The organism is Leifsonia sp. NPDC102414 (assembly GCF_044765685.1).
In the GTDB taxonomy this organism is placed as follows: Bacteria; Actinomycetota; Actinomycetes; order Actinomycetales; family Microbacteriaceae; genus Leifsonia.
Genome location: NZ_JBIWKN010000006.1, coordinates 1 through 19,655, shown reverse-complemented (window position 1 = coordinate 19,655; position 19,655 = coordinate 1). Strand labels below are relative to the sequence as shown.

Here is a 19,655-nt window from a genome sequence, read left to right as displayed (position 1 = left end):
ATAAGGGCGCGCGTCACAGTGGGACGCTCGGACCCACCCGACCTTGTGTCGGATTGGCTGCCAGTAGCTGACCCGTGGGAACCGCCATCCGTGGGGCTGACCGTGAACTCGATCAGTCGGACCACGAGCGGCGGTATCAGCTACAACATCACTGGGTCATATGCGCGGGTAGCGGCGAGTGGAAACGTATGTGCCGCGTATTTCCAAAACTGCGCCCTAATCCTCGAGGCGAAGTATGCTGCCGACGACACGGTCCACACGATCGGTTCTGCGAATCTCTACAGCACCAACGGCACAGGCTCTAACCAGTTCTCAATGACCACATCGCTTCCGAAGATTTCGGCGGTGCGGACTCGGGTTACTGTCGGCCGCACCGATACGGCTGATTTGGTTTCGGATTGGGTACCGGTAGCTGACCCATGGGAACCTCCATCGGTCGGGGTTAGCGTGAACTCGATCAGCCGGACCACAAACGGGTCGATTTCGTTCGATCTCACCGGCACATATTCCCACTTGATGGAAGCGGGCGGTGTCTGCTCGGCGGTGTGGTCGTACTGCGTGATGTACTTCGACGCCAGGTACGCGGGGGACGGGAGCGTTCATTCGCTCGGCTCGAAGGATCTCTACAGCGGAACCGGCACGGGCAGCGCTCAGTTCACGTCGGTCACTTCTCTGCCGCAGGTCGCCGCGGTGCGAACGCGGATCACCGGTGGCGGTGGCCCAGACCTCGTAACCGATTGGATCTCAGTAGCCGACGGCTGGGCGCCACCGTCGGTGGGCCTAGCAATCGATTCGATGAGTCGGAACTCCTCCGGCACGCTTCTATACAGCATCACGGCGTCGTACGCCAGATTGATGGAGTACGGCGGGGTTTGCTCCGCTGTGTGGTCCTTCTGTGTGGTCTATCTCGACGCTCGATACTCGGGCGATGGCACGGTGCATTCGCTCGCCTCAAAGGATGTGTACGGCGGCCCAGGCACAGGGACAGCCCAGTTCTCGACACCAACGTCAGCATCGATTACGGCCGTGCGAGCACGAGTTAGTGGTGGGGGAGGCCCAGACCTCGCGTCTGCCTGGGTTCCGGTGAGTGAAAACATCCAAGGCGGACACGACCTAGATTCGGCGCTATCGATGGCTCTTGCCGCAATATCCGGGATGGAACCGATGGAAGCGTGCATTACCTTGTTTCCCGTCGGGTCCCATCAACAAGGGTCATCCGTGAACGACCAGCAGCTCGCCTGCCTGGAGGCCACGAATGAGGGCAAGACTGTTGCGCAATTCCTGAGCCCCTACCTCCGAACCCTTTCGGCGAGACAAATCACTAACATGCTCGTCGCGGCCGGGATCGCACAGGCGTCGTCGACCCAGGCCGCGAATCCCTCCCTCGACATCGACTACGACCTTCCCCTCCCGAGCGGATGCAGTTGGGTTGATCTGCACAACGTCGTTTGCTCGACCTCGTCCGGCACAGTGCAAATCGCGCCGAAGAGTGCGCCGCCTCGGCAAGACCCGGTCTGGGAATCCAACGTAGAAGGTCGCGCGCAGCAGAACCCAACCCCGCCCGACCCAGCGGACGACCCGCCGCCTGCGACGTCTCCTATCAGCGGCGCGTCCCCTGGCGACATCGACGTGATCCGCCAGGAGACCTGTGAGCAATATTTGGCGGCATACCAGGATGCCGCCGGCGTCTCCGACGACGCGTGCGATAAATCGCCGATCTTCTTCACCGGCAGTAGCTCGCCCGAGGGCACAAAGCACGACCGGGAAGCGATTGCTGCCAATCCGTCATGGTTCAAACTCACTTATGCAAGTGCTGCGGAGAAGGCTGCGGCAGGCAAGACAAGGAATTCATCCTGGTACGGAGCACCGGGATGCCCAGCGCCGGAGGCCGGTATGCAATGCGACGAGTATCCATACTTCGCGACCAATGAGGGCTACCCCGACGGTGCACCTTCCCTCAAAATGATTCCCTCCGCAGACAATGCAGCCCAAGGCGGCAAGTACAGCGCGTTCGTCAAGCAGTGCTTCGCGTCGGTACCTCCAACGGACCAAGCTGGAAGGAAATTCTTAGTCGTTCCTCTTCCGCCTGGAATACCAACTGCGCCCCCTGTCTGCGCCCGACCGTGAGGTTGTGATGATTCTCGACACCCCTGACGGACCGACTGCAAACCCATCGGGAGCGGACGCGCTTGCTTCACTTCTCGAGCAACTCAGCGCAACATTGGTGGACGCCGGAGTTCCGCTGAGCGAGATGATGGAACCAGGGCTGACTCCACCGCAGATAGCTCGTCTTCTGAGAGAAGCAGGGCTGGGCGCTCCCGACGAACTTGTCGTCTGGTTCGGATGGGCAAACGGTTGGCACCCTCCCACCACCTCTGGCCCATCTTCGGCGCCCATCCCTTTCTTAGAGAACTCCTCGCTGGAGGACGCACTCACGCTATACAAAGCGCTCGTCCAGGACCCCGGGATCAATTCAGATGCTGCCACCGACGTCCTCGACTTCACGGAGGGATGGCTGCCCCTCAGCCACGACAATTGGGGACGATTCGTTTTTTGCAACGGTCCTATAGCGGAGCCCCCGCTGGTCCGCCGCACCAATCCTGAATCATGGGATCCCGCGACAACGGACATGTTCCGAGGCCGATCACTGTGCACATTCATCACGTGGTCGATTCAGTCAATTGAAGATGGGGCGGCAGTCTGGAACCGGGCCGAGCACACCTGGACTATCGACCAAAGGAGGCTTCCCGCGTTGCAAGTCCGCTCAGGCCTGTAGACGGGCTGAACCTGATCAACTGCCCAGCTACGGGGTCGGCCAGACCAGACCGTATTGGAGATCGCCGCACTCCTCCCGGAGGGCGCGCTGTACGCCAGGTCTAGCTATCAGGTACACGGGTCGATGAAGTTGCCGCAGGTGAGGCTGCCTTGGCACCGCTCATCGGCGGCGATGCGGCGAGCCTCGTCCTACTGGATGGCGAACACCGCACCCAACGGCTCGGTCGATACCTGGTCGCGCCTTCAGCCTAGAAGGGGCCCGCCTAGAGTCGTGGCCCGCGGCCTCGGACAGGGGGTGACTCCCGGACGAAGCTTGCGTGCGGGGCGTCGCCGAGGGCGGCAGTGTCTTCGGGATCGGAGCGGCGTTTGATTACCTGTTCGACGGCAGCGTTGATGCTGGCGTCGAGGTCCGCGAGCTGCTTGGCCCGGGCGCGTCGCTGACGATCGGGGTCGAGAGTGTTGGCGACGGTCTCGGCGGGAGCGATCGGGCGGCGAGTTTCGACTATGTCGCGGAGCGCCTGAACACGGTCGATGTGTGTGGTGTCGAGGGTGCTGGTGTTGCCGCGAGCGTTGCTGATCGTGGTCGACTTATGCTGGGCGATCACCCGCACGGCGAGGTTCTTGCCGAGTTCATGATCGGTGCGCAACTCCTTGGGGATCGCGTCCGCAATGGTCGGGTCGACCTTGTAGCGAGTGCGGAACAGTTCGATCTCTGCGGCGAGCCGCATCCACCGTTTCTGGCGGCGTGCGTCGGCGGGGACCGGTCCGAGTTGCTTCGTCCAAGCAGGTTGTTCGGCGGCGAGTTCCGCGCCGCGTAGCGTCATCCGCTGGTCGATGTATTCGGCGCGGGCGGTGAGTTGTTCGCGCACTTCGTCGGGCAGGTCGGGGCTGTACACGGTGGCGCGGTCGACCGCCCATTCGTAGCAGCCGGTGTCCAGTCCCAGCTCCGGCAACGGCTCGACCATCTCGGCTTCTTCGAGCTCGGCGAGGTGGTTCTCGATGCGGTAGGAGAGGACGGCGGCCATGTCTTCGGCTCGGTCGAAGCTGCGTTCGCTGTAGGTGGTGGTGAGGACGTCGGCGGGGTCGAGTCCGTACCGTTCGGCCCGGGCGAGTCCGGCCGCGACGGCATCCCACGCTTCACCGCCGGTGAATGCGTTCGCCGCGTGGCCGAGAACACGGTGGGCAAGGTTGGCGAAGCGTTGCTCGTTGGCCTGGGCGACCAGGTCGGCGTGCTCGTCGACGAAGTTGCTGAAGTTCATGATGCGGTCGGATTCGACCTCGATCATCTCGTGCGCGGACAGGTTAGTGTCGACGTTGCCTGCGATTCGAGCGAGGACTTCGTCGGGGTGTTGGCCTTCTTCGACCTCGACGTAAAAGACGTTGAGGTCGGTGGCGCGGGAGCCGAGCACGTACGCGTTCGCGCGGGTAGTGTTCTTGGTGAGGATGACCCGGCCGGTGCCGTCGACCCAGAGGCCGTCGTCGCCCTTGCCGCCGTAGGTGTCGCCCTGGAGGCCGTTGCCTGTGAACGCATAGCCGAGTTCGGTGTGCTCGGTGACGTAGTCGGCGGGGAGGGTGATGGTGCCGCCGTGGTGCAGGTGACGGACGTCGAGCGACCCGTCACGGTGCACGGCGGTGACGGTGTAAAGGTCGCCGTTGTCGACCCGGTCGCGGCCGCCGTTCATGAGCAGGTCTTGGGTGTTGAGTCGGGTGAGGACGCGGTCGCCGACGTGCGCCTGGTGTCCGTCGGACAGGCGTGCGCCGCGGCGGCCGCGGACGGTGCCGTTACCCATATGGTGGGCTTGGGCGCGGGCGTTGAGCTCGTCGACGTAGTCCCGGGTCGGGGCACCCATGACCGCTTCCTTCCCCGCGGCGAGGTCGGCCAGATAGTCCTCGAACAGCACTTGGGCGATGCGGTCTTTCGTTCCGGCGATGATGCGGCCGTTGTCCTTGTACCAGGCGAACGGGTCGACGGCGGGTGAGGATTCGCGGAGGATCTTCGACGCGTCGCGTTCGGCGTGGTCGGTGAATCGGTAGATGTTCTCCAGCTCGACGGCGCCGACGTCTTTCGCGATCCAGCGGAGTATGCCGCCACCGCCGACGGCCGCGTTCTGGGCGTGGTCGCCGAGGCCGCGGACGTATCCGCCGGCGTCGAGGATGAGTTTCACGGCGGGGTCGAGGACGCCGGTAGTGCCCATGAATCCTTCGTCGATGACGAACACGTCGCCGGGTCGGATGGCGTACTTGTCGGACACAGTGCGGCCTTCGCGGGCCGCTTCCCGGTGCGCGGTCAGCAACGCGTGAACAGTGTACGCGGGTACGCGCACGTCGCGGGCGAACACCTTCGCCGCTTGCTTCGACGGGGCCAGTCCGATCAAGCGACCGCCGGCTTCGTGGACCGCGGCCGCGGCTAGGCGCATTGTGCGTGTTTTTCCTGCGCCGGCCGGCCCGACGCCGACGACGAGCTGCGTCCGAGTGGTCACAAAGGAGCGAGCGAGCGCGACCTTCTCGGCGTCGTTGCCCGGGTTCGCCGCGACTGCGGCGGCGAACTGGGCTTCGGTGACAGGTACAGGTTGGGCGTGTTCGGTGCGAGCGGCGGTGAGGAGTCGGTGCTCGGCGTCGAGGACACGGGTGGAGGTGAACACGGCGGATCGGTCGACCGCGAAGTCAGTGCAGTGGCCTTCGGTGAGGGGTTGGAAGCGACCGTGGACCGGGTCGGGGGTGACCTTGATCGCGTTCTCGCCGAGCGCGTGGGTGAGGAGGAACGTGTGGGCTTCATCCCGTCCGAGCGTGCGGGTGACCCCGTTCTCGGTGACGGTGTACGGGCGGGCGCGGTGGTGGTGGAAGAACCGGCTGACCTCAGCGTGGACGTGGTTGTACCGCCACGTCGAGCGGGCTTCCTCGACGGTCATCATGATCTGATCGACCGCCTGGTTCAGGTCGATCGGCACACCGGGTTCGATGGTCGGCAGGTCGCCGCCGGCGAGGTTGGTGAAGACGATGGTGGCGTCTTCACCTGCCTGGATGGCGGCCTGCGTGGTGACGTCCTTCTTCAGCTGCCGCACCGTGCGGGGCGCGGCCTTCTCGGGGCGGGTGTCACGCCACGCTTGCGCGTCGATGCCGCGACGGGCGGCGGTGTCGGGGGCGTGCCCGTGCTCGTAAATGTATTGCTTGGTCAGGGTTTCGGTCGCGGTTTTGATGCTCCTGCCGCGGGAGGAGAACACGTCGATGAGCTTCGTGGGGATGGATGCGAGTTCCGTCACCGGCCGCTTCCCGCGGGTCACGACGCGCTCGACGGAGTGATGTCCAGCCTCGTGGAGGCGGTCGAACAGGCGCATGTCGTAATGCTCGGATGCGGCGACGGTCATCTTCAGCATGAGGTTGGAGTCGAGGGTTCGCCACTTCCCGTCGACGCCTTGGACCTTGTTCGCCACGACGAGGTGGTCGTGGATGTGAGGGTCGCCGGTGCGGGACTCGAAGTGCCGGAACCGGGTGGCGATCAGCCCGCCTTTCACGCGCAGCTGACGGACGCCGTTGACGCCGGCGCGGGTGGCGACCGCTTCGCGCTCGAGCCACTCGATGGTGTCCGCGATCGCTCCCTCGTGGGCGTCCAGGATCGCTTTGGTGGTCTCGTCGGGGGCGAGCATGGCGGCCAGGGTGACGGACTTCGGCGGGGAGAAGGTGAGGTCGAATCCGGCGACCGCGTTCTGTCCCGGCTTCATCGCCGCGTTCACGTACCGGGCGAGCTCTTCGCTGTCGATCGGTTGCCGGTTGTAGGCGTCACGGAACGCGATCGCGCCTTCCTGCATCCGGATCTGCCGGATCTCGGCCCGCTCCGGCTTGCGCCCCATCGCGCGGGTGAATTCGTCGATCTGATAGGACACCGCCTGCCGCAGCGACGTGTCTTTCGCGTCGTACTTGTAGTACGCCCGCCCGAGTTTGATCGCCTCGGCAATGTCCTTCTCGCTGCGACCTTCGGTCACCATGCGGGCGGTGATCGCGTCGGCGTCGGGGTGCAGGCCTTCTCCATAGAGCGCCTTCATCTGCGCCTCGGTCACCTGCCCCGACACGCCCAGGTTGCCGATTCCGCCGCCGACCCACACACCCGGGGCGTTGCCTTCGGCGGTGTAGTAGTCCGCCAGCGGTGTTCCCGGCTGCCGGTGCACGTCACCGGGGGCGATGTCGTTCAGGTAGTACTCGTACCCGGCTCCCGCCGACAGTGGCTGCGCGCCCATCATCGGCACACCACCGCCTGACGCGCGCGAAACCCGCCCGCACGATTAACCGGGCGACCGCCGCGGAACGGCCGCCCAGCGCACACAGAACACACGACAGAAGGCATTTTGCGTGCGGTGTGCATATCGACACTTTACCTCGTTCATTACTAATGCCAACTGTGCTTCCTTCTCCGTGGGGCCTCTTCGGCAGCTTGCTGCTCGAAAACGCCGTCGTTCAGACGGCGCTCAACAGAGAAGAGAACTACGACGACGCATGTCTGTCGTAGTCGGGAGAAGAAGTAAGACCTGCGTGCAGGTCGTCTTCCTATCCCGCACAAGACAGCCCCGCAGGGGCGCCCGTCGTCGGGCGCACCGCAGGGTCCTTCGCGCGCCCGCCGGGCCGGTAGCCGTTAGGCCCGGCGGGCTCCCCGCTTCGCGGACACAGACGTGAGGCGACGTGTTGGGGGTGCGTGCGGGGGCTCGCCCCCGCACGTCGCGGCCCGGTGGGCTCGCGACGCGCGCCGATGCGTCGGCGGACGCTGCGCGAATGTTGGTGGCGGTCAGATAGCACTGGGGGAGCGCGAGGGGTTCGCCCCTCGCCGGAGCCGCAGGCGTCGGAAGCCACGCAATGCGATCGACTGCCGCAATTCACCCACAGTGCATACTGGGTTGTGCGTGCAAGCGAAAGGAGCACAGTATGGCGGAGAAGTCGACGGCGTCGCGGCAGGTGTCCGCGCGCGAACGGGCGCGGACGAAAGCGGCCGAGTATCGGCAGCGGGAGAACAGGCTGGAGGCGTTGGCGGTGGAGTACTTCACCGCCGCGGATCTGATGGAGAAGGTCTACGCGCAGCGCGACCGCGAGGTTGAGGCGGCCGAGGCGAAGGCGGAGCGCACGGCTGCGGATGCGGTCGCGGCCAGCGACCAGGTGGTGCGGACGATGCTCGACGCGGGCGTGCAGCGGGGAGAGGTCATCGACCGGCTCGGCTGCACGCCCGCGGACATGCGGCGCGCGACCGCGGCGCAGCCCGATCGCCCGCCGGCACAGCCCATCAGCATCGGCGACGCGGCCGCGGATGCGCCGCAGACCGACCCCGACGCGCGCGTCGCGGGCGGCGCACGCGGCGCAGGCGGCGACGCTCTCGGCGACGCGTACGCGACCGAGCAGGAAGAAGCGCACGCGTTCGCATCCTAGGAACCCACATGGTTGAGCCCTCCCTGACACGCGTCGAGGAGGGCTCAACTGTGTGCGCCGGGGTTAGAAGAGGGTCGGTTGGTCGGGGTCGATGTCGGCGAGGATCGCACCGATCGCCCCGCGGTCGAAGCCGCGCTCGAGCAGCTGCGCGCGCAGCGCGCGGGAGTGCGCGTAAAGGACCGCGCGGCCGAGGCCCCGCATCCGGTGCACGCTGCCGCCGTTCGCTACCCGGCCTTTGCTGCTGCGGTCGCGCATATTGCTGGCGCGCGTGCCGAGCGCCAGATGCGATCGCGCCGGCTCGGCGTCGACGTGGACGCAGATCGGCACGTCGCAGTCATGCATGAGCACGTCCCCAGGGGTGATCTCTCGATCGGTGACGTGCTCGTAGAGGTAGCGGTGCGGGCGGACGGCGCGCTGGCGGCCGTCCCGGCTGATCCAGAACCGGCCGTAGCCGTCGTCACCGATCGCGCCGACCCAGAACCAGCAGTCCTCCGGCAACGGCCCCTTGATGACGTGGGAGAAGAACCGATCGAGCTCCGCCGCGCGCATCAGTAGTCCCGCGTGCACCAGTCGGCCGGGCACAGGGTGATGCCTAACAGGTCCATGAACGTCTCCGGGTCCACGTAGCCGGGCGCGTTCGGGTCCGTGGGCAGCGCGGCGACCTGAGGGTTCTTGTTGCCGGTGATGTTGATCCCGAGATGCAGGTGGCAGCCGGTGGACGGGCCGGCGGAGCCGACCTTCGCGATCTGCTCACCACGAGTGATCTGGTCGCCGACGTGCACCAGCCGATCCTGCGGGTACGAGTGCAGGTAGAGGACGGTGAAGCCATCCGGCGACTGCACGCCGAGCGTGTACGAGCTCGACTCGACAACCGCACCCGGCAGCACCGCGTAGATCGGATCGCCGCACTGCCCCACAAAGTCGTCGCCCTTGTGCCAGGTCGAACCGCCGTCGCCCGGCGCCGGCCGTGGGCCGAAGTCATCAGTCATCACGTACGGGGTGTTCAACGGGTACGCGGCCTGTTCGCTAGTGCACGTTGTCGGGCCGGCGGCTGCGTACTTCTGCGCGAGCTCGTTCGTGGCGTCGACCGCGTCTTGCCACCACCTCGTGTAGTGGTTCGGGTCCGCGTTCACCTGGACCGTGTGTGCCGCCAGGGACGGCTCCATGCTCTCCCACCCAGGCACGGTGACCAGGCGTTTGAAGAAGAGCGTCGCGCTGATCTCCGGGTCCATCCGGTCAGTGGTCGATCCCCACGAGGATTGCTGTTGGAACAGGCCGATCGAGTCAGCAACGCTGCCTTCCGGGTTGAGCGCGTTGTCGCCGTGGCCGATGTTGTTCAGCGACGACTCGCCCATCGCGGTCATCACCCCGAGCTGCTCCGCTTTCACGCTCAGCTTCAACGCTGCCGCGGCGTTCATGATGTGTCCCGCGTTCGCCAGCTGGCCGGCGTTGTAGCCGCCGACGGTTGCCGTCGCAGGAATCGCCGCGACGTTCACCGTTCCCGCCCCGCCCCCGCACAGCGCCGACGCCGACGTCGACCCGGCAAGGGTGAGCGCAAGGATCAACGACAAGGGGAGACCGAGCACGCCGGCCAAGACCGCCGCGACCGCCTTCACAGGGTCGTCCCGGGGCAGTGGGTGAACAGGCACAAGCGTAAGCAACACATGGCCGCACCCTAACCGGTATGCACTCAGCGTGCAATTAGATGCGCGGGTGACTGAGAATTCTGCCGACCAGTGTGAGCAAAGCGTTGGTAATTGCCGCGCGATCCGCTGACCAATAGATGATCCCGCCCGTACCGCGCGGATGGGTCGCACGCCGCTCGACGAGCAGCCCAGCATTCGTGAGCTCGGTCAGGTGTTTGCCGACACCGTTGCGGGTCAGATCGAGCTCTTCCATCAACTCGGCCGCAGTCACCTGGTGCCGAGCGAGCGTGACCCGCAAGATTTCCGCGCGGATCGGTTGCACACCAAGCAGCGCGTACACATCATCGTTCTCGTCCACAGCCACCATCGAATCGTAACCGGCCCTCCACGGCACCCACCCCACCAATCCTCTACCTCTGGCGCGTCGGAATCGTGTGATCTGAGTGCAGCGCAAGCAGCGCAGGCGTCCTACCTGCCGTACGCGTTTCCATGCATGGAATGCGCGAGCCGCGCGACCTGAGTGGTGCAGGCGTCGGTCGTTGGCATGGTGGGGTCCGTCAGCAGGTGGTGTAGGTGGTGGTGCCGGGGATGCGCACGGGCACGTCCCACCCGGTCACGTGGTGGCCGGTCGGAACGTAGTTGGCGTGCCTTTCCGCGACGTCGATCAGGTGGGCGATGCGGGCGCCCGTGGTGGTGGCGGTGCCGTCGAGAGCGATCAGCATCCGCTCGAGGTCGTGGCCGGCGGTCTCGATCTGCTCGAGCAGCTGCACGCGCCCAGTGTGGGCGGCGCGGACGCCGTGGATGTAGAGCTGCAGCCCGGCGTCAGTGAGTCCGGTCAGGTTCACCTTCCGGGCGGGGATGGCGAGCTCGTTGCCGCCGAACCCGGCCGGTGCGGGGTGGAACGGCAGGCGTCCGGGCTGGTCGCTGTCGACGTCGATGTCGACGTAGGCGCGGTGGTAGTTGTACGCGGCGGCCGCGCGCAGCTTGTCGAGGACGACGTAGAGGTGGGCGAACGTTTCGCGGGTGTCGTTGAGTCCTGCGGTCAGGATCTCTGTGGGCGTGTACCGGGACATCGTTCGCTCCTCTCGTCGGTCTCGTCAGTGGGTAGAAGGGGTGGGGTGCGCAGCGGCTACTGGCAGGACTCGCACTGCAGCAGGTCCATTGGGTCTGTCGGGACCTCATACCCGCCGACGGTCTGCGTTCCGGCCTGCGCGTTGGTGGTGTTCTCGAACATGGGATGCTCCTTCTGGGTCGTGATGAACTGCCGTTGCTAGTCCTGGGCAGTTACTTGATACGGGGACCAGATGGTGCAGTGGAGGAGGGGTCAACCCGGACACCGAGTGGAGCGAAAAATCTTCGGCGAAATAAGGGAGCTTGCGACCGCGTCGAAGAATTTTCGTGGAGCGAGAGGGGCCGGGTTTACCCCGGGGGAGCTGCGCCATATGATGCTCGATCAAGTGACTGCCAGCGTGGGGGAGTGCGAGGGGGCCGAAGGGGCACCTTCGCGGCCGGCCGGTTGCCGGCCCCCGCGCCTCGATGCCCGAGGCCGGGCTACAGAACAATCTGATCTGTAGCCCGGTCCGGCGTGCTACCCGGCCTCTGCGGCCTCGTCGGGTTCGGGTTGGTGCGCGGTGACTTCGCCGGAGGTGTATCGCATTGGCCAGGGCATGTGCGGGGTGTGCACGTCGAGAGTCTTCGCCTTCACCTTGACCACGCGTTCCCACTCGCGGTCCTTGATCTGCACCCGGTCGCCCACCTTGATTGTGTTCCGGCTGGCGTCGACGGTGAGGCCGTCGGCGATCTGCTGCGCGCGCACGGCCTGCCAGTACGTTGCCTTGTCGTGAAGCTCGGCGTGCATCAGGGTGAGCCGTTCCCGGTACTCGGCCTGCTGCTCGGTGTCCGTCGCGGGATCTCCGAGGCTGGCGAGGCGGCGGGCGCGGTCGCGGATGTCGGTGTGGAGTTTGTCGATCCGGTTCGCTACGGTCAGCGGCCGGTTGCGGCGGTCGGTCGCGTCGGCCGCGATGCGGGCACGGCGGGCGGCTTCAGCAGCGTCCCGATCGGCCTGAATGCTGCGCCCGATCGCGCGGTCTGCTTTGTCGATCGCGTTGCGGTGGCGGCGTTCGGAGTGGTGGCCGACCTTGATTGGCTCACCACCCGGCGGCAGGGCATTGAACGCGGCGATCTGTGCGGCCTCCGCCGCTTCGGCGGCGGCCGCTTTCCGGTCGGCCTTCTGGTCGAGAGCGTCCGCTCGCGCGGCCGCCCGGTGGGCTTTGTCGGCTTCGACCTCGGCGGCGGGCCGGAAGTCGTTCGAGATGTCGAGTGTGACGGTGAACCCTGCCGCTTCGAGCGCGGCGGCGGTGCGGCGGATCTCGTAGGTCTTGGCCAGGTTGTCGCGACTGTGGGGGGAGGTACCAGGCGGTGATGCTGCGGCCCCACCGCCACCTCTGTGCTTTCAGGATGTCGGCGGTGCCGTCGCCGCGGGCGGTGCCGTGGATGATGGTGCCTTCTTCGTGGTTGTGCGTGATGGTCAGTGCGGTCATGGTGTTCTTTCGTCGGTAGGGTGGTTGGCGACCGGTCCCGGAACCGAGGCAGCTCTAATGCTTCGGTCCCGGGCCGTTCGTGTATGCGGGGTCAGTGGGTGAGTCTCAGGTCGGCCGCTGCGGTCAGCGACAGGGTCACGAACCCGGCGATGAACCCGGCCCCGAGCTGTGTGATCACCGGCAGCAGGGCGGCCGAGTGTGTGGTCGCGGCCACGCCGATCGTGACCGCCAGGGCGAGCACCGTGACGGTCAGGTAGACAGCGTGGACGCGGTAGATGGTTTGGAACAAGCGCACCAGGCGCGCCTGTCCTGTCAGCCGTGCCGTGGTCGGGTCCACCTGTGTCGGGCGAGCGGGCGGGCGGGGTGAGGGTGGTCATGAGTTGGTTCTCCCTGGATCGTTCTTTTGCCATTTCCGGGGGATCTCGCCGATGCGCGGCCGTCGCCCCGGGCGGGGGTTCCGCCTCTCAGCCTGCCTGCGGGAGTGTGGGCGCACAGGTGCGGAGCACCTTCCCCGGGCATCCGTGGGTGCGGGTGGCGGGTTCGTCGGTCGAGGCGACGGGCGTGCATAAGCTCGTCAGGCGGAAATGGCAAAGAAGAGGTGCGAGCTTGCGAACTCCATGCGGGCGCTCCGTCGACCGCCGCCAGCCTCCGGCCGGCCCACCGCGTGCGCGCGGTGCGGAGGCCGTTGTCCACCTGGGTGCAGGACAGACCGGAGGAGATCTCTGTGCTGTGCACAGGTGGTCAACGGCCGACCAACCCGGCCGCCTGCGGGGGTGTGGCTGTCTTTCCCCACTGGGTGCAGGTCGCGGCGGCGCCCGCCCGTGAACTGTGCCCATTGGGGGCAACCACCCGGCCGGCATGTGGTGACCACAGCGGCTGGGGAGCTGTGAGGGGGCCGCAGGCCCCGCTCACATTCCGGCCCGGTCGGGACGGGATGCCGCACGCGGGGAGGGCGACCCGGTTTGCGGGTCGCCCTCCCGTTGAGCCTGGCTAGTCGGGACGGTGAGGGTTGTAGGTATCTGGGTCGGCGTCTCCGGGGTGTTGCCTTCCGCTCGCGGCGACCAGGTTCGCAATGTCTTCGAGATAGTCGGCGGGGCTGGACCACTCTGGGCTGGTACCGAGCAGGTGCGCGAGCCGGTCGAGAGCGGCGGTGTCGCTGAGTGCCATGATCTGTTTCCGTTCAGGTCCAGGGGCGGCGACCGATGGTCGCCGCCCCTGTGTGAGGTTTAAGCGGCGTCCGCGCTGGTCGTGTCGGCCTCGGCGTCGGTCGCCTCGTTGTCTGTTTCGGAGTATCCGGCTGCGATCTTCTCGACGGGGGAGAGCTTGTATCCCCACGCTTCCAGCGCCAGGAGGTAGCTGGAGACCGTCTGGCTGGGGTGTCGCCACCCGTTCACGTCCTCGGCGCAGGCTTCCCGCGCGGCGAGCACCACGGCGAGGGACACGTGACCGGCCTTGGTCGGGGTGGCGTCGACCAGCTTCGCCGCGTCGCCTCGGTAGTGGCTGTCTTTCTGGCCGAGGAACGAACCAACCAGGTCGGCCGCCTGATAGCCGGTGATCGTCGCCGCGTGGGTGGTCAACGACAGTGCGACGAACACGCCCGCATCCTTCGGCAGTGCCTTGCGGGCCAGGAGGCCGGTGATCCAGTCGCGGCGAACCTTGACCGCCGTGCGCCACGCCTTGTTGTTGCGGAGCACGCGGGCACGTTCGGTTCGCGCCGCTTCCGCTGCGGCGTCCTCCCGCGCTTGACGCTCCTGGTCGGATTCGTCTGGCAGCGTGGCCCTGGTCGTGCGGGCGTAGCGGTCGCGGTGCAGGGCGGACTGGGCACACACCTGATCGGCACGGTAGTCGTCCTCACCTGCGCCCCACACCGACAGGTAGATGCCGCGGCCCTCACAGCTGGTGTGGGTTTCCTCTGTCAGTGCGGGCCGCTCGGTCATGTCCTCGGCGGCGTCCGTAAGCCCGGACAGGTAGCTGAACCCGCCCCACTTGGTGAACACCTGATATCCGTCAGCGGCGAACTTCTCCACCAACGCGGCCTCCGCCTGCGCGGTGGCGCGGCTGTCACGGATTTCCTGCGCCACATAGGCAAGATCGTCCTCGTCGTCCACGTTCAGGATTGTGTCGCATGCAGCCTCGTCCCCGTCGAACTCCGCGATCAGCAGCAACCGGTCCAGCGACACCTGCCCGTAGTCCTTCGCCGCCTGGGTGGCAGTGGTCGACTTCGCCACGGTCAACGTGGCCTTCACCTTGTCTTTGCTGTGGCCGGTGGCACGGGCGATCTGCTCCACCTTGATGCCATCGAGCGCCAACTGCTCGTACGCGGCGATCCGGTCTGCCTGGGACAGGTCGGCGCGGTTGAACGTGCGCAACTGGTCCAGGATGCGCGCGGAACCGGCGACGGTGGCCGGGGTGAGGCCGAACAGGCCGAGCATGGTCGCCACGCCTGCTTCCTTCGCAGCGAGGGTGCGGCGCTGCCCGTCCCACACGTACACGGTGCCGTCGTCACCACGGCGGGCGTACACAGGCTCCTTGACACCTTCGGCGCGGATCGAGTCCACGAATTCGGGCGAGTACGTGGACTCAGTACGGATATTCGGGTCCAGTTCGGCGGTGGCCACGTCGATAACCTCGATGGTGACGTGCCCGGACGCGACCAGCGCGGACAGGTCCGCGGTCGGCTGCTCGGTCGCCGCGGTCTTCGTGGTGCGGGTTTTGGCGGTGTTCGCCATGATGTTCCTTCTTTCGGTAGGGTGGTGGGTAACCGGTCCGGAACCGAGGCAATTCGACTGCTTCGGTCCCGGACCTTTGTTATGGGATGGGGTGGTTAGACGAGCGCCATCCGGGGGCGCAGGGCCTCCGGGTTGTTGCCGCCCGTGGTGAACGTCCGCCACCACGCGATCACGGACGCCTGCTGATCCAGCGTCAGCGACACCGTGTTACCGGTAGCGGGGTCGACGCCGAGGATCAGACCGTTTCCCCGGATCGGGGTGCTGGGCTGGTGCCTGCCGACGATGCGGGTCAGCTCGTCGTTGACGGGTGCGCCGTTGTAGAGGAATTCCTCGTCCACCCACACGTCGATGCTCTCCGGCAGGCTGACGCACTCGAAGCGTTCGCAGTCGATGTGGCCGCGCATCCATTCCTGCCGCTGCCCCTCCGACCTGAAACTGCACCACACGTTCGCGATTCCCCCGTGCGGGTCGATCACAATCCCTGAAAGCATTCGCTCTCCTTCCTGTTGCCGATTGTTTTTCGGTGCCACCTTGGCGAGACCTAACCGATCGGCGGAGGGAGTGGAGGCCATAAGCAGAGCCCGAACGGAGCCGAAATATTTGCCCGGTGGAGTGAGCACAGCGAATGGATCCGGGCTGATATTTCCGCGCAGTGACAGGCGGCGCGTTGGCCGCAGCGACCGGAGTCGATAGGTTCGGGCTGCCAAGATGGCGGCGAAATCGCCCGTAGGGCACAACACAGTCCCGCGCTTGCGCGGGTCCACTTAGTCAGAACAATCCGCCGGCACGGCGGTCCTCACCGCTCACCCGCTCGAGGCCGGTCTACAGAAGCCGGGGTTTCGTCATCGTGTCCGGGTGCCCTCGATGGGCGCCCTCGATGGGCGCCCGAACACGCCGCCGCGCACAGGACGGCAATCGTTGGACGGTGCCGGTAGACGGCGGGCTTTAGAGTGAGCGCATGACGCGGATGTTCCGTGCAGTGCTGCTCCACGACGACGCCGTACGCGACCATGCCGTGCTCGTGCCGACCGCCGGATCCACCGCACCGATCGTGCTGCGAATCCCGGCCCTGTACGCGGGCGCGGCCGCGTACGACGTGTACGAGCTCGACGACGACGACGGCTGGCCTGACCAGGCCATCTACGACCACACCGGCCTCATCCCACGGACCACCACCGACACCGACGAACGCCCGTAGAAGGGACCGAGCCGCCGTCCTGGACGGTTAGCGTCGGCGGACGCTGGATGCCCACACCCACACATACACGGCACGCTGCTCACCGTCCGGGGTAAAGCGTAGCAACACCGCCCAACCAGGAGTCGATGCGATCGCGATCGCGTCGACGAGCTGCACATCCATATACGCGACCTCCACCGGAACATGCGCCCGCACCGGCACCGGCCGGTCCTCGTCCCTGCGCCGCCCAGTCGCGACCACGACCGCGTCCGGGAGGCTGACCGGTTGCGGTTGGCGGGCGTCAGATTCCGTCTGGGCGCTGAGCTGCCCGCTATACAGGTCGTACCGTTTCGACGTCCCCACGATCGGATCAGGCCGAGTCGGTGTCGACGACACACCACGTGTCACCTGTGCCGGGCTGCACCTGCAGGGCGCGCACCTCGGCCGGATCTGCTTCGGCGACGACGACCAACGCCCACCCGGTCGACCGCGCTTCCTCAAGCGGCGAGTGTTGGTGGAGCTCCACGGCGGCGACGACGCGGAATCGTCGGCCCGCCCAGACGAGACGGGCAGGAGCGCCAGCATCGGTCCAGACATGGACGATGTCAGCGGCAGGCGCGATGCTCATGACGGCCTCCGAACGGGTTCGAAGAGCTCACACCATTGCACCACGCTTTCGAACATATGTTCGATGCTCTGGACGGGAGGAAGCGAAGAGTGTGCGGGTGTTGAGGCCGGGGGAGACGGTGTGGCTGGTGCTCGATGACGCCCTGCAGATCCGGTTCCAGATCGAATACCGGCTGGCGGTGCGCCCGGACACGCACGAGTCGCTGATGATGTACAGGGTCGACCACTGGGTCCTCAAACGGGAGCAGCGGTGGCCACTCGGCTACTACGACGAGCTCAACCAGGCGATCGACGCGTGCGCGACGGCGTTGGGGATGCCGAACTTCATCACCCCGGCGACCGCACCAGACGGGTCGATCGTGACCCGGCCGAGCAGCGCGCCCGCTGGCGTGCAGGGTTGGACCCGCGCAGCGGGAAACCCCCGACTATCGCGGCGAGCGGCTGATGGGTGCCGTCCAGGCGGTGGTCGACGGCGCTGCTGCAGGCGGGCGCTCGTTGGGCCTTCTCTCGCCGGCGGATGGTGTGCGGTGATCAGGATGCCGGACTTCGGCCTCGAGGCGGCGGCCGCGGGAATCGACCTTGACCGGCTCATCCTCGTCCCTCATCCGGGCGAGCGGCCTGCCCTGTCCGCCCTGGTGGAGACCACGACCGTGATCGCTGCGCACCCACGAAAGCTTCCCGCAGCGGGAGACTTCGCCAGACTGCAGGGCAGGATGCGTAGCCGTGACACCGCGCTCGTGGTCGACCGCGAGTGGCCGGGCGCACGCGCCACCCTGACCATCTCCGGCCGCCGCGTCCACGGTGTCGGCGCCGGATGGGGTCACCTGAGCGGGCACGAGCTCGACGTCCGCGGCCGCGGCGGCGGCGGCACCGGCACGCTTCGCCTCGTCGACGGGCAGCTCCAGGCCGCGGAGCTGGCAGCCGGCGTGCTGCCGATCGCTGCCGCCCGTTAGGCACCGAGCAGTGTTCTGCGCGAGCTGGCGTGCACTGGAGAGCGAGCAGCTGCCCGACGGGTTCGAGCTGACCCAGGTGCAGCACACCATGTCCGGCGGGATCATCACCGCAACAGCGACCATCCAAGCAACCGAAACGGACCAAATCCACGCCACCGGCCCCGACTACCAGACCACGAACACCACCCTGAAGCCCTTGGTCCCCGAAGGCTGGTGCCTCCTTCCCCGAGTCGTGACCGACTGATACCCGCCTGCAGCACCCAGCCAGCCCCGTTCGCCTCTCGACGCGGCGAGCTGCCTCACTCCTCGTCCGGGGGCGCGCTTGCGCGCCGCGGCCCGTAGGGGTGCGGGGACGACCCCGCGAGACGCCCAAGGCGGCTCCGCGGCCGGCTAATTAGACGTCGGCAGGAGACGGAAGTGGGCTATTTTGGGACTGATAGTTTCAGTTCTGGTGATCTGTAGGAGTGTCGATTGATTTCATTCACATTCGCGCTGCTCGGTGCCGTTTTTGTACTCTTGGTCCTCCTTGGACTTTGGGTCGCCCTGGCCCTTGTTCGGCCGGCTTTCGCTCGTCGGAACGCTCCAAAAGCAGATAAATTAGGCGATGAGGCCCCGGAACACTAGGGGCTGATTCAACACGGTTCATTTCGACTTTCCTGCCCAGCGAGAACACTAAGCGTCAGTGTGCGCTGGCTCTGCTGGCTTCACTGTGCATGGGCGGCCGCATATCGACCGCTGCGTGCTTCACGGAGCTGGAGTCCGCGCCGGGCTGACTCAGGCGTGGGCCGTCGGGGTGCGCCGCACGTGATCCCTCGCTGTCGCCGACAGCACCTCGACGATGCGCTCCACTCCCGCGTCGGCGCAGAGGGAGGAGCGGTAACGTCGATGTGGCGCTGCAGCGGACGGGGGAGTTCTCCACCCATCCAGCGCCAGGGCTCTGGCGTCTTGGTCGCGGTCTTTGAGAACGTCGGGTGCATGGCAGGACAACGCGCGAACCGAGGGCTCATCTACGCAACCACCAGGATGCTCGATGCTGAGGAACAGGGAGATTTCATCGAGGCAGTGCGGTGGGCGCAGCGACGAGATGCACTGCTGGCCAAACTCCGTGCACGCCGCGGCGAGGAACCACCATTCGATCGGCCGGCGGAATGATGCCGCCTGAGATCGCGGACGTGGTCGGAGGTGGCGCGTAGTCTGTCGGGCATGTGCGGACGGTTCGCGATGGACGACACGGTCAACGAGCTCATCACCGAGTTCGTCGAGACAACCGAGCGCAAGCCCGAGGACTGGAAGCCAGGGTGGCGGCCATCGTGGAATATCGCCCCGACACAGGATGTGCCGCTGTTCTTGGAGTCCGAGCGGGACGGGCAGCGCACGCTGCGGTTCGAGACGGCGTTCTAGACGATCGTGCCGCCGGGAGCGGCGGAGATGAGACCGAAATTCACCTTCAATGCCCGCGCCGACAAGCTCCTGTCGAACGGGCGGTGGAAGGCGTCGGTGAAGTCGCGCCGCGGGATCATCCTCGCCAACGGCTACTACGAATGGCACGCGGAGAAGGGGAACAAGATCCCGCACTTCATCCACTACCCGGACGGCCAGTTGATGGGCATGGCCGCCCTGTACTCCTGGTGGCGGGAACCCGAGCACCCGCAACAGCGACGACCATGAAGGCTGGCACCTGACCGCGACGATCGTCACCTCCGACGCCGTGCGGACCCTGGCCGACATCCACGACCGAAACCCGGTGATCCTGCCACAGGAGATGTGGCTGCACTGGATCGACCCAACCGTCATCGGCGACC

17 protein-coding genes and 2 pseudogenes are annotated in these 19,655 nt (G+C 66.4%); 7 read left to right on the top strand and 12 right to left on the bottom strand.

Annotation, left to right across the window (positions count from 1 at the left end; all coding sequences use genetic code 11):
• Nucleotides 1-102: 102 nt before the first annotated feature.
• A complete protein-coding gene (locus tag ACIRCZ_RS18590; RefSeq protein ID WP_402855812.1) occupies nt 103-2,127 on the top strand; it encodes a NucA/NucB deoxyribonuclease domain-containing protein in 2,025 nt (674 codons plus the stop codon).
• 911 nt (nt 2,128-3,038) lie between these two features.
• Here the strand turns inward: ACIRCZ_RS18590 and mobF are convergent.
• Nucleotides 3,039-7,010, bottom strand: a complete 3,972-nt coding sequence (gene mobF, locus ACIRCZ_RS18585) for a MobF family relaxase (protein ID WP_402855809.1) — start codon at nt 7,008-7,010, stop codon at nt 3,039-3,041.
• Between the two features lie 676 nt (nt 7,011-7,686).
• Here mobF and ACIRCZ_RS18580 point away from each other — a divergent pair.
• Nucleotides 7,687-8,181, top strand: coding sequence for a hypothetical protein (locus tag ACIRCZ_RS18580; protein ID WP_402855806.1), 495 nt, complete (start codon nt 7,687-7,689; stop codon nt 8,179-8,181).
• 63 nt (nt 8,182-8,244) lie between these two features.
• Here the strand turns inward: ACIRCZ_RS18580 and ACIRCZ_RS18575 are convergent, their stop codons facing one another.
• The 10 genes and pseudogenes from ACIRCZ_RS18575 to ACIRCZ_RS18530 all read right to left on the bottom strand — a co-directional run bounded on the left by ACIRCZ_RS18575 (nt 8,245) and on the right by ACIRCZ_RS18530 (nt 15,587).
• Entirely contained in the window at nt 8,245-8,730 is a 486-nt protein-coding gene (locus ACIRCZ_RS18575; protein ID WP_402855803.1) for a hypothetical protein, read from the bottom strand.
• Nucleotides 8,730-9,830, bottom strand: coding sequence for a M23 family metallopeptidase (locus tag ACIRCZ_RS18570; RefSeq protein WP_402855800.1), 1,101 nt, complete (start codon nt 9,828-9,830; stop codon nt 8,730-8,732). Before ACIRCZ_RS18570 ends, ACIRCZ_RS18575 begins: the two co-directional genes overlap by 1 nt.
• Nucleotides 9,831-9,882: 52 nt before the next feature.
• The gene (locus ACIRCZ_RS18565; RefSeq protein WP_402855797.1) at nt 9,883-10,185 is read right to left on the bottom strand and encodes a helix-turn-helix domain-containing protein; all 303 of its coding nucleotides are present in this window, start codon (nt 10,183-10,185) and stop codon (nt 9,883-9,885) included.
• A 199-nt stretch (nt 10,186-10,384) separates the two neighbouring features.
• A complete protein-coding gene (locus tag ACIRCZ_RS18560; RefSeq protein ID WP_402855794.1) occupies nt 10,385-10,900 on the bottom strand; it encodes a hypothetical protein in 516 nt (171 codons plus the stop codon).
• Between the two features lie 515 nt (nt 10,901-11,415).
• Nucleotides 11,416-11,685 carry a hypothetical protein gene (locus tag ACIRCZ_RS18555; protein ID WP_402855791.1) on the bottom strand — a complete coding sequence of 90 codons (270 nt, stop codon included), beginning with the start codon at nt 11,683-11,685 and terminating at the stop codon, nt 11,416-11,418.
• Nucleotides 11,686-11,808: 123 nt separating this feature from the next.
• Nucleotides 11,809-12,141: pseudogene (locus tag ACIRCZ_RS18550) on the bottom strand (DUF3560 domain-containing protein); the annotation flags it as partial.
• 317 nt (nt 12,142-12,458) lie between these two features.
• Entirely contained in the window at nt 12,459-12,662 is a 204-nt protein-coding gene (locus tag ACIRCZ_RS18545; RefSeq protein ID WP_402855788.1) for a hypothetical protein, read from the bottom strand.
• Nucleotides 12,663-13,357: 695 nt separating this feature from the next.
• Nucleotides 13,358-13,534 (bottom strand): hypothetical protein, encoded by a 177-nt coding sequence (locus ACIRCZ_RS18540; protein ID WP_402855785.1) that lies wholly within the window; start codon nt 13,532-13,534, stop codon nt 13,358-13,360.
• A 59-nt stretch (nt 13,535-13,593) separates the two neighbouring features.
• Entirely contained in the window at nt 13,594-15,096 is a 1,503-nt protein-coding gene (locus ACIRCZ_RS18535) for a ParB/RepB/Spo0J family partition protein (RefSeq protein WP_402855782.1), read from the bottom strand.
• A 95-nt stretch (nt 15,097-15,191) separates the two neighbouring features.
• Complete coding sequence (locus tag ACIRCZ_RS18530; protein WP_402855779.1) at nt 15,192-15,587, bottom strand: DUF3846 domain-containing protein; 396 nt, start codon at nt 15,585-15,587, stop codon at nt 15,192-15,194.
• 467 nt (nt 15,588-16,054) lie between these two features.
• Between ACIRCZ_RS18530 and ACIRCZ_RS18525 the strand changes: the two genes are divergently transcribed.
• Nucleotides 16,055-16,294, top strand: coding sequence for a hypothetical protein (locus tag ACIRCZ_RS18525; RefSeq protein ID WP_402855776.1), 240 nt, complete (start codon nt 16,055-16,057; stop codon nt 16,292-16,294).
• 349 nt (nt 16,295-16,643) lie between these two features.
• On the opposite strand, the gene ACIRCZ_RS18520 is transcribed toward ACIRCZ_RS18525, so the two are convergent.
• Entirely contained in the window at nt 16,644-16,901 is a 258-nt protein-coding gene (locus tag ACIRCZ_RS18520) for a hypothetical protein (protein ID WP_402855773.1), read from the bottom strand.
• A gap of 97 nt (nt 16,902-16,998) precedes the next feature.
• On the opposite strand from ACIRCZ_RS18520, the gene ACIRCZ_RS18515 reads away from it, so the two are divergent.
• From ACIRCZ_RS18515 to ACIRCZ_RS18500, 4 genes and pseudogenes are all read left to right on the top strand, one after another.
• On the top strand, nt 16,999-17,853 hold the full coding sequence (locus ACIRCZ_RS18515) for a hypothetical protein (protein WP_402855770.1): 855 nt from the start codon (nt 16,999-17,001) through the stop codon (nt 17,851-17,853).
• A gap of 10 nt (nt 17,854-17,863) precedes the next feature.
• Nucleotides 17,864-18,097, top strand: coding sequence for a hypothetical protein (locus tag ACIRCZ_RS18510; protein ID WP_402855767.1), 234 nt, complete (start codon nt 17,864-17,866; stop codon nt 18,095-18,097).
• 959 nt (nt 18,098-19,056) lie between these two features.
• A pseudogene (locus ACIRCZ_RS18505) lies at nt 19,057-19,521 on the top strand (SOS response-associated peptidase family protein).
• A gap of 10 nt (nt 19,522-19,531) precedes the next feature.
• Nucleotides 19,532-19,655: SOS response-associated peptidase family protein (locus ACIRCZ_RS18500; RefSeq protein WP_402856064.1), on the top strand; the 124-nt coding region annotated here is incomplete at its 3' end.

Bases quoted from the DNA above. Each gene is read 5' to 3' on its own strand.
- ACIRCZ_RS18530 (WP_402855779.1), bottom strand. From the start codon at position 15,587: ATGCTTTCAGGGATTGTGATCGACCCGCACGGGGGAATCGCGAACGTG.
- ACIRCZ_RS18520 (WP_402855773.1), bottom strand. From the start codon at position 16,901: ATGAGCATCGCGCCTGCCGCTGACATCGTCCATGTCTGGACCGATGCT.
- ACIRCZ_RS18575 (WP_402855803.1), bottom strand. From the start codon at position 8,730: ATGCGCGCGGCGGAGCTCGATCGGTTCTTCTCCCACGTCATCAAGGGG.
- ACIRCZ_RS18580 (WP_402855806.1), top strand. From the start codon at position 7,687: ATGGCGGAGAAGTCGACGGCGTCGCGGCAGGTGTCCGCGCGCGAACGG.
- mobF (WP_402855809.1), bottom strand. From the start codon at position 7,010: ATGATGGGCGCGCAGCCACTGTCGGCGGGAGCCGGGTACGAGTACTAC.
- ACIRCZ_RS18555 (WP_402855791.1), bottom strand. From the start codon at position 11,685: ATGCACGCCGAGCTTCACGACAAGGCAACGTACTGGCAGGCCGTGCGC.
- ACIRCZ_RS18535 (WP_402855782.1), bottom strand. From the start codon at position 15,096: ATGGCGAACACCGCCAAAACCCGCACCACGAAGACCGCGGCGACCGAG.
- ACIRCZ_RS18560 (WP_402855794.1), bottom strand. From the start codon at position 10,900: ATGTCCCGGTACACGCCCACAGAGATCCTGACCGCAGGACTCAACGAC.
- ACIRCZ_RS18525 (WP_402855776.1), top strand. From the start codon at position 16,055: ATGACGCGGATGTTCCGTGCAGTGCTGCTCCACGACGACGCCGTACGC.
- ACIRCZ_RS18540 (WP_402855785.1), bottom strand. From the start codon at position 13,534: ATGGCACTCAGCGACACCGCCGCTCTCGACCGGCTCGCGCACCTGCTC.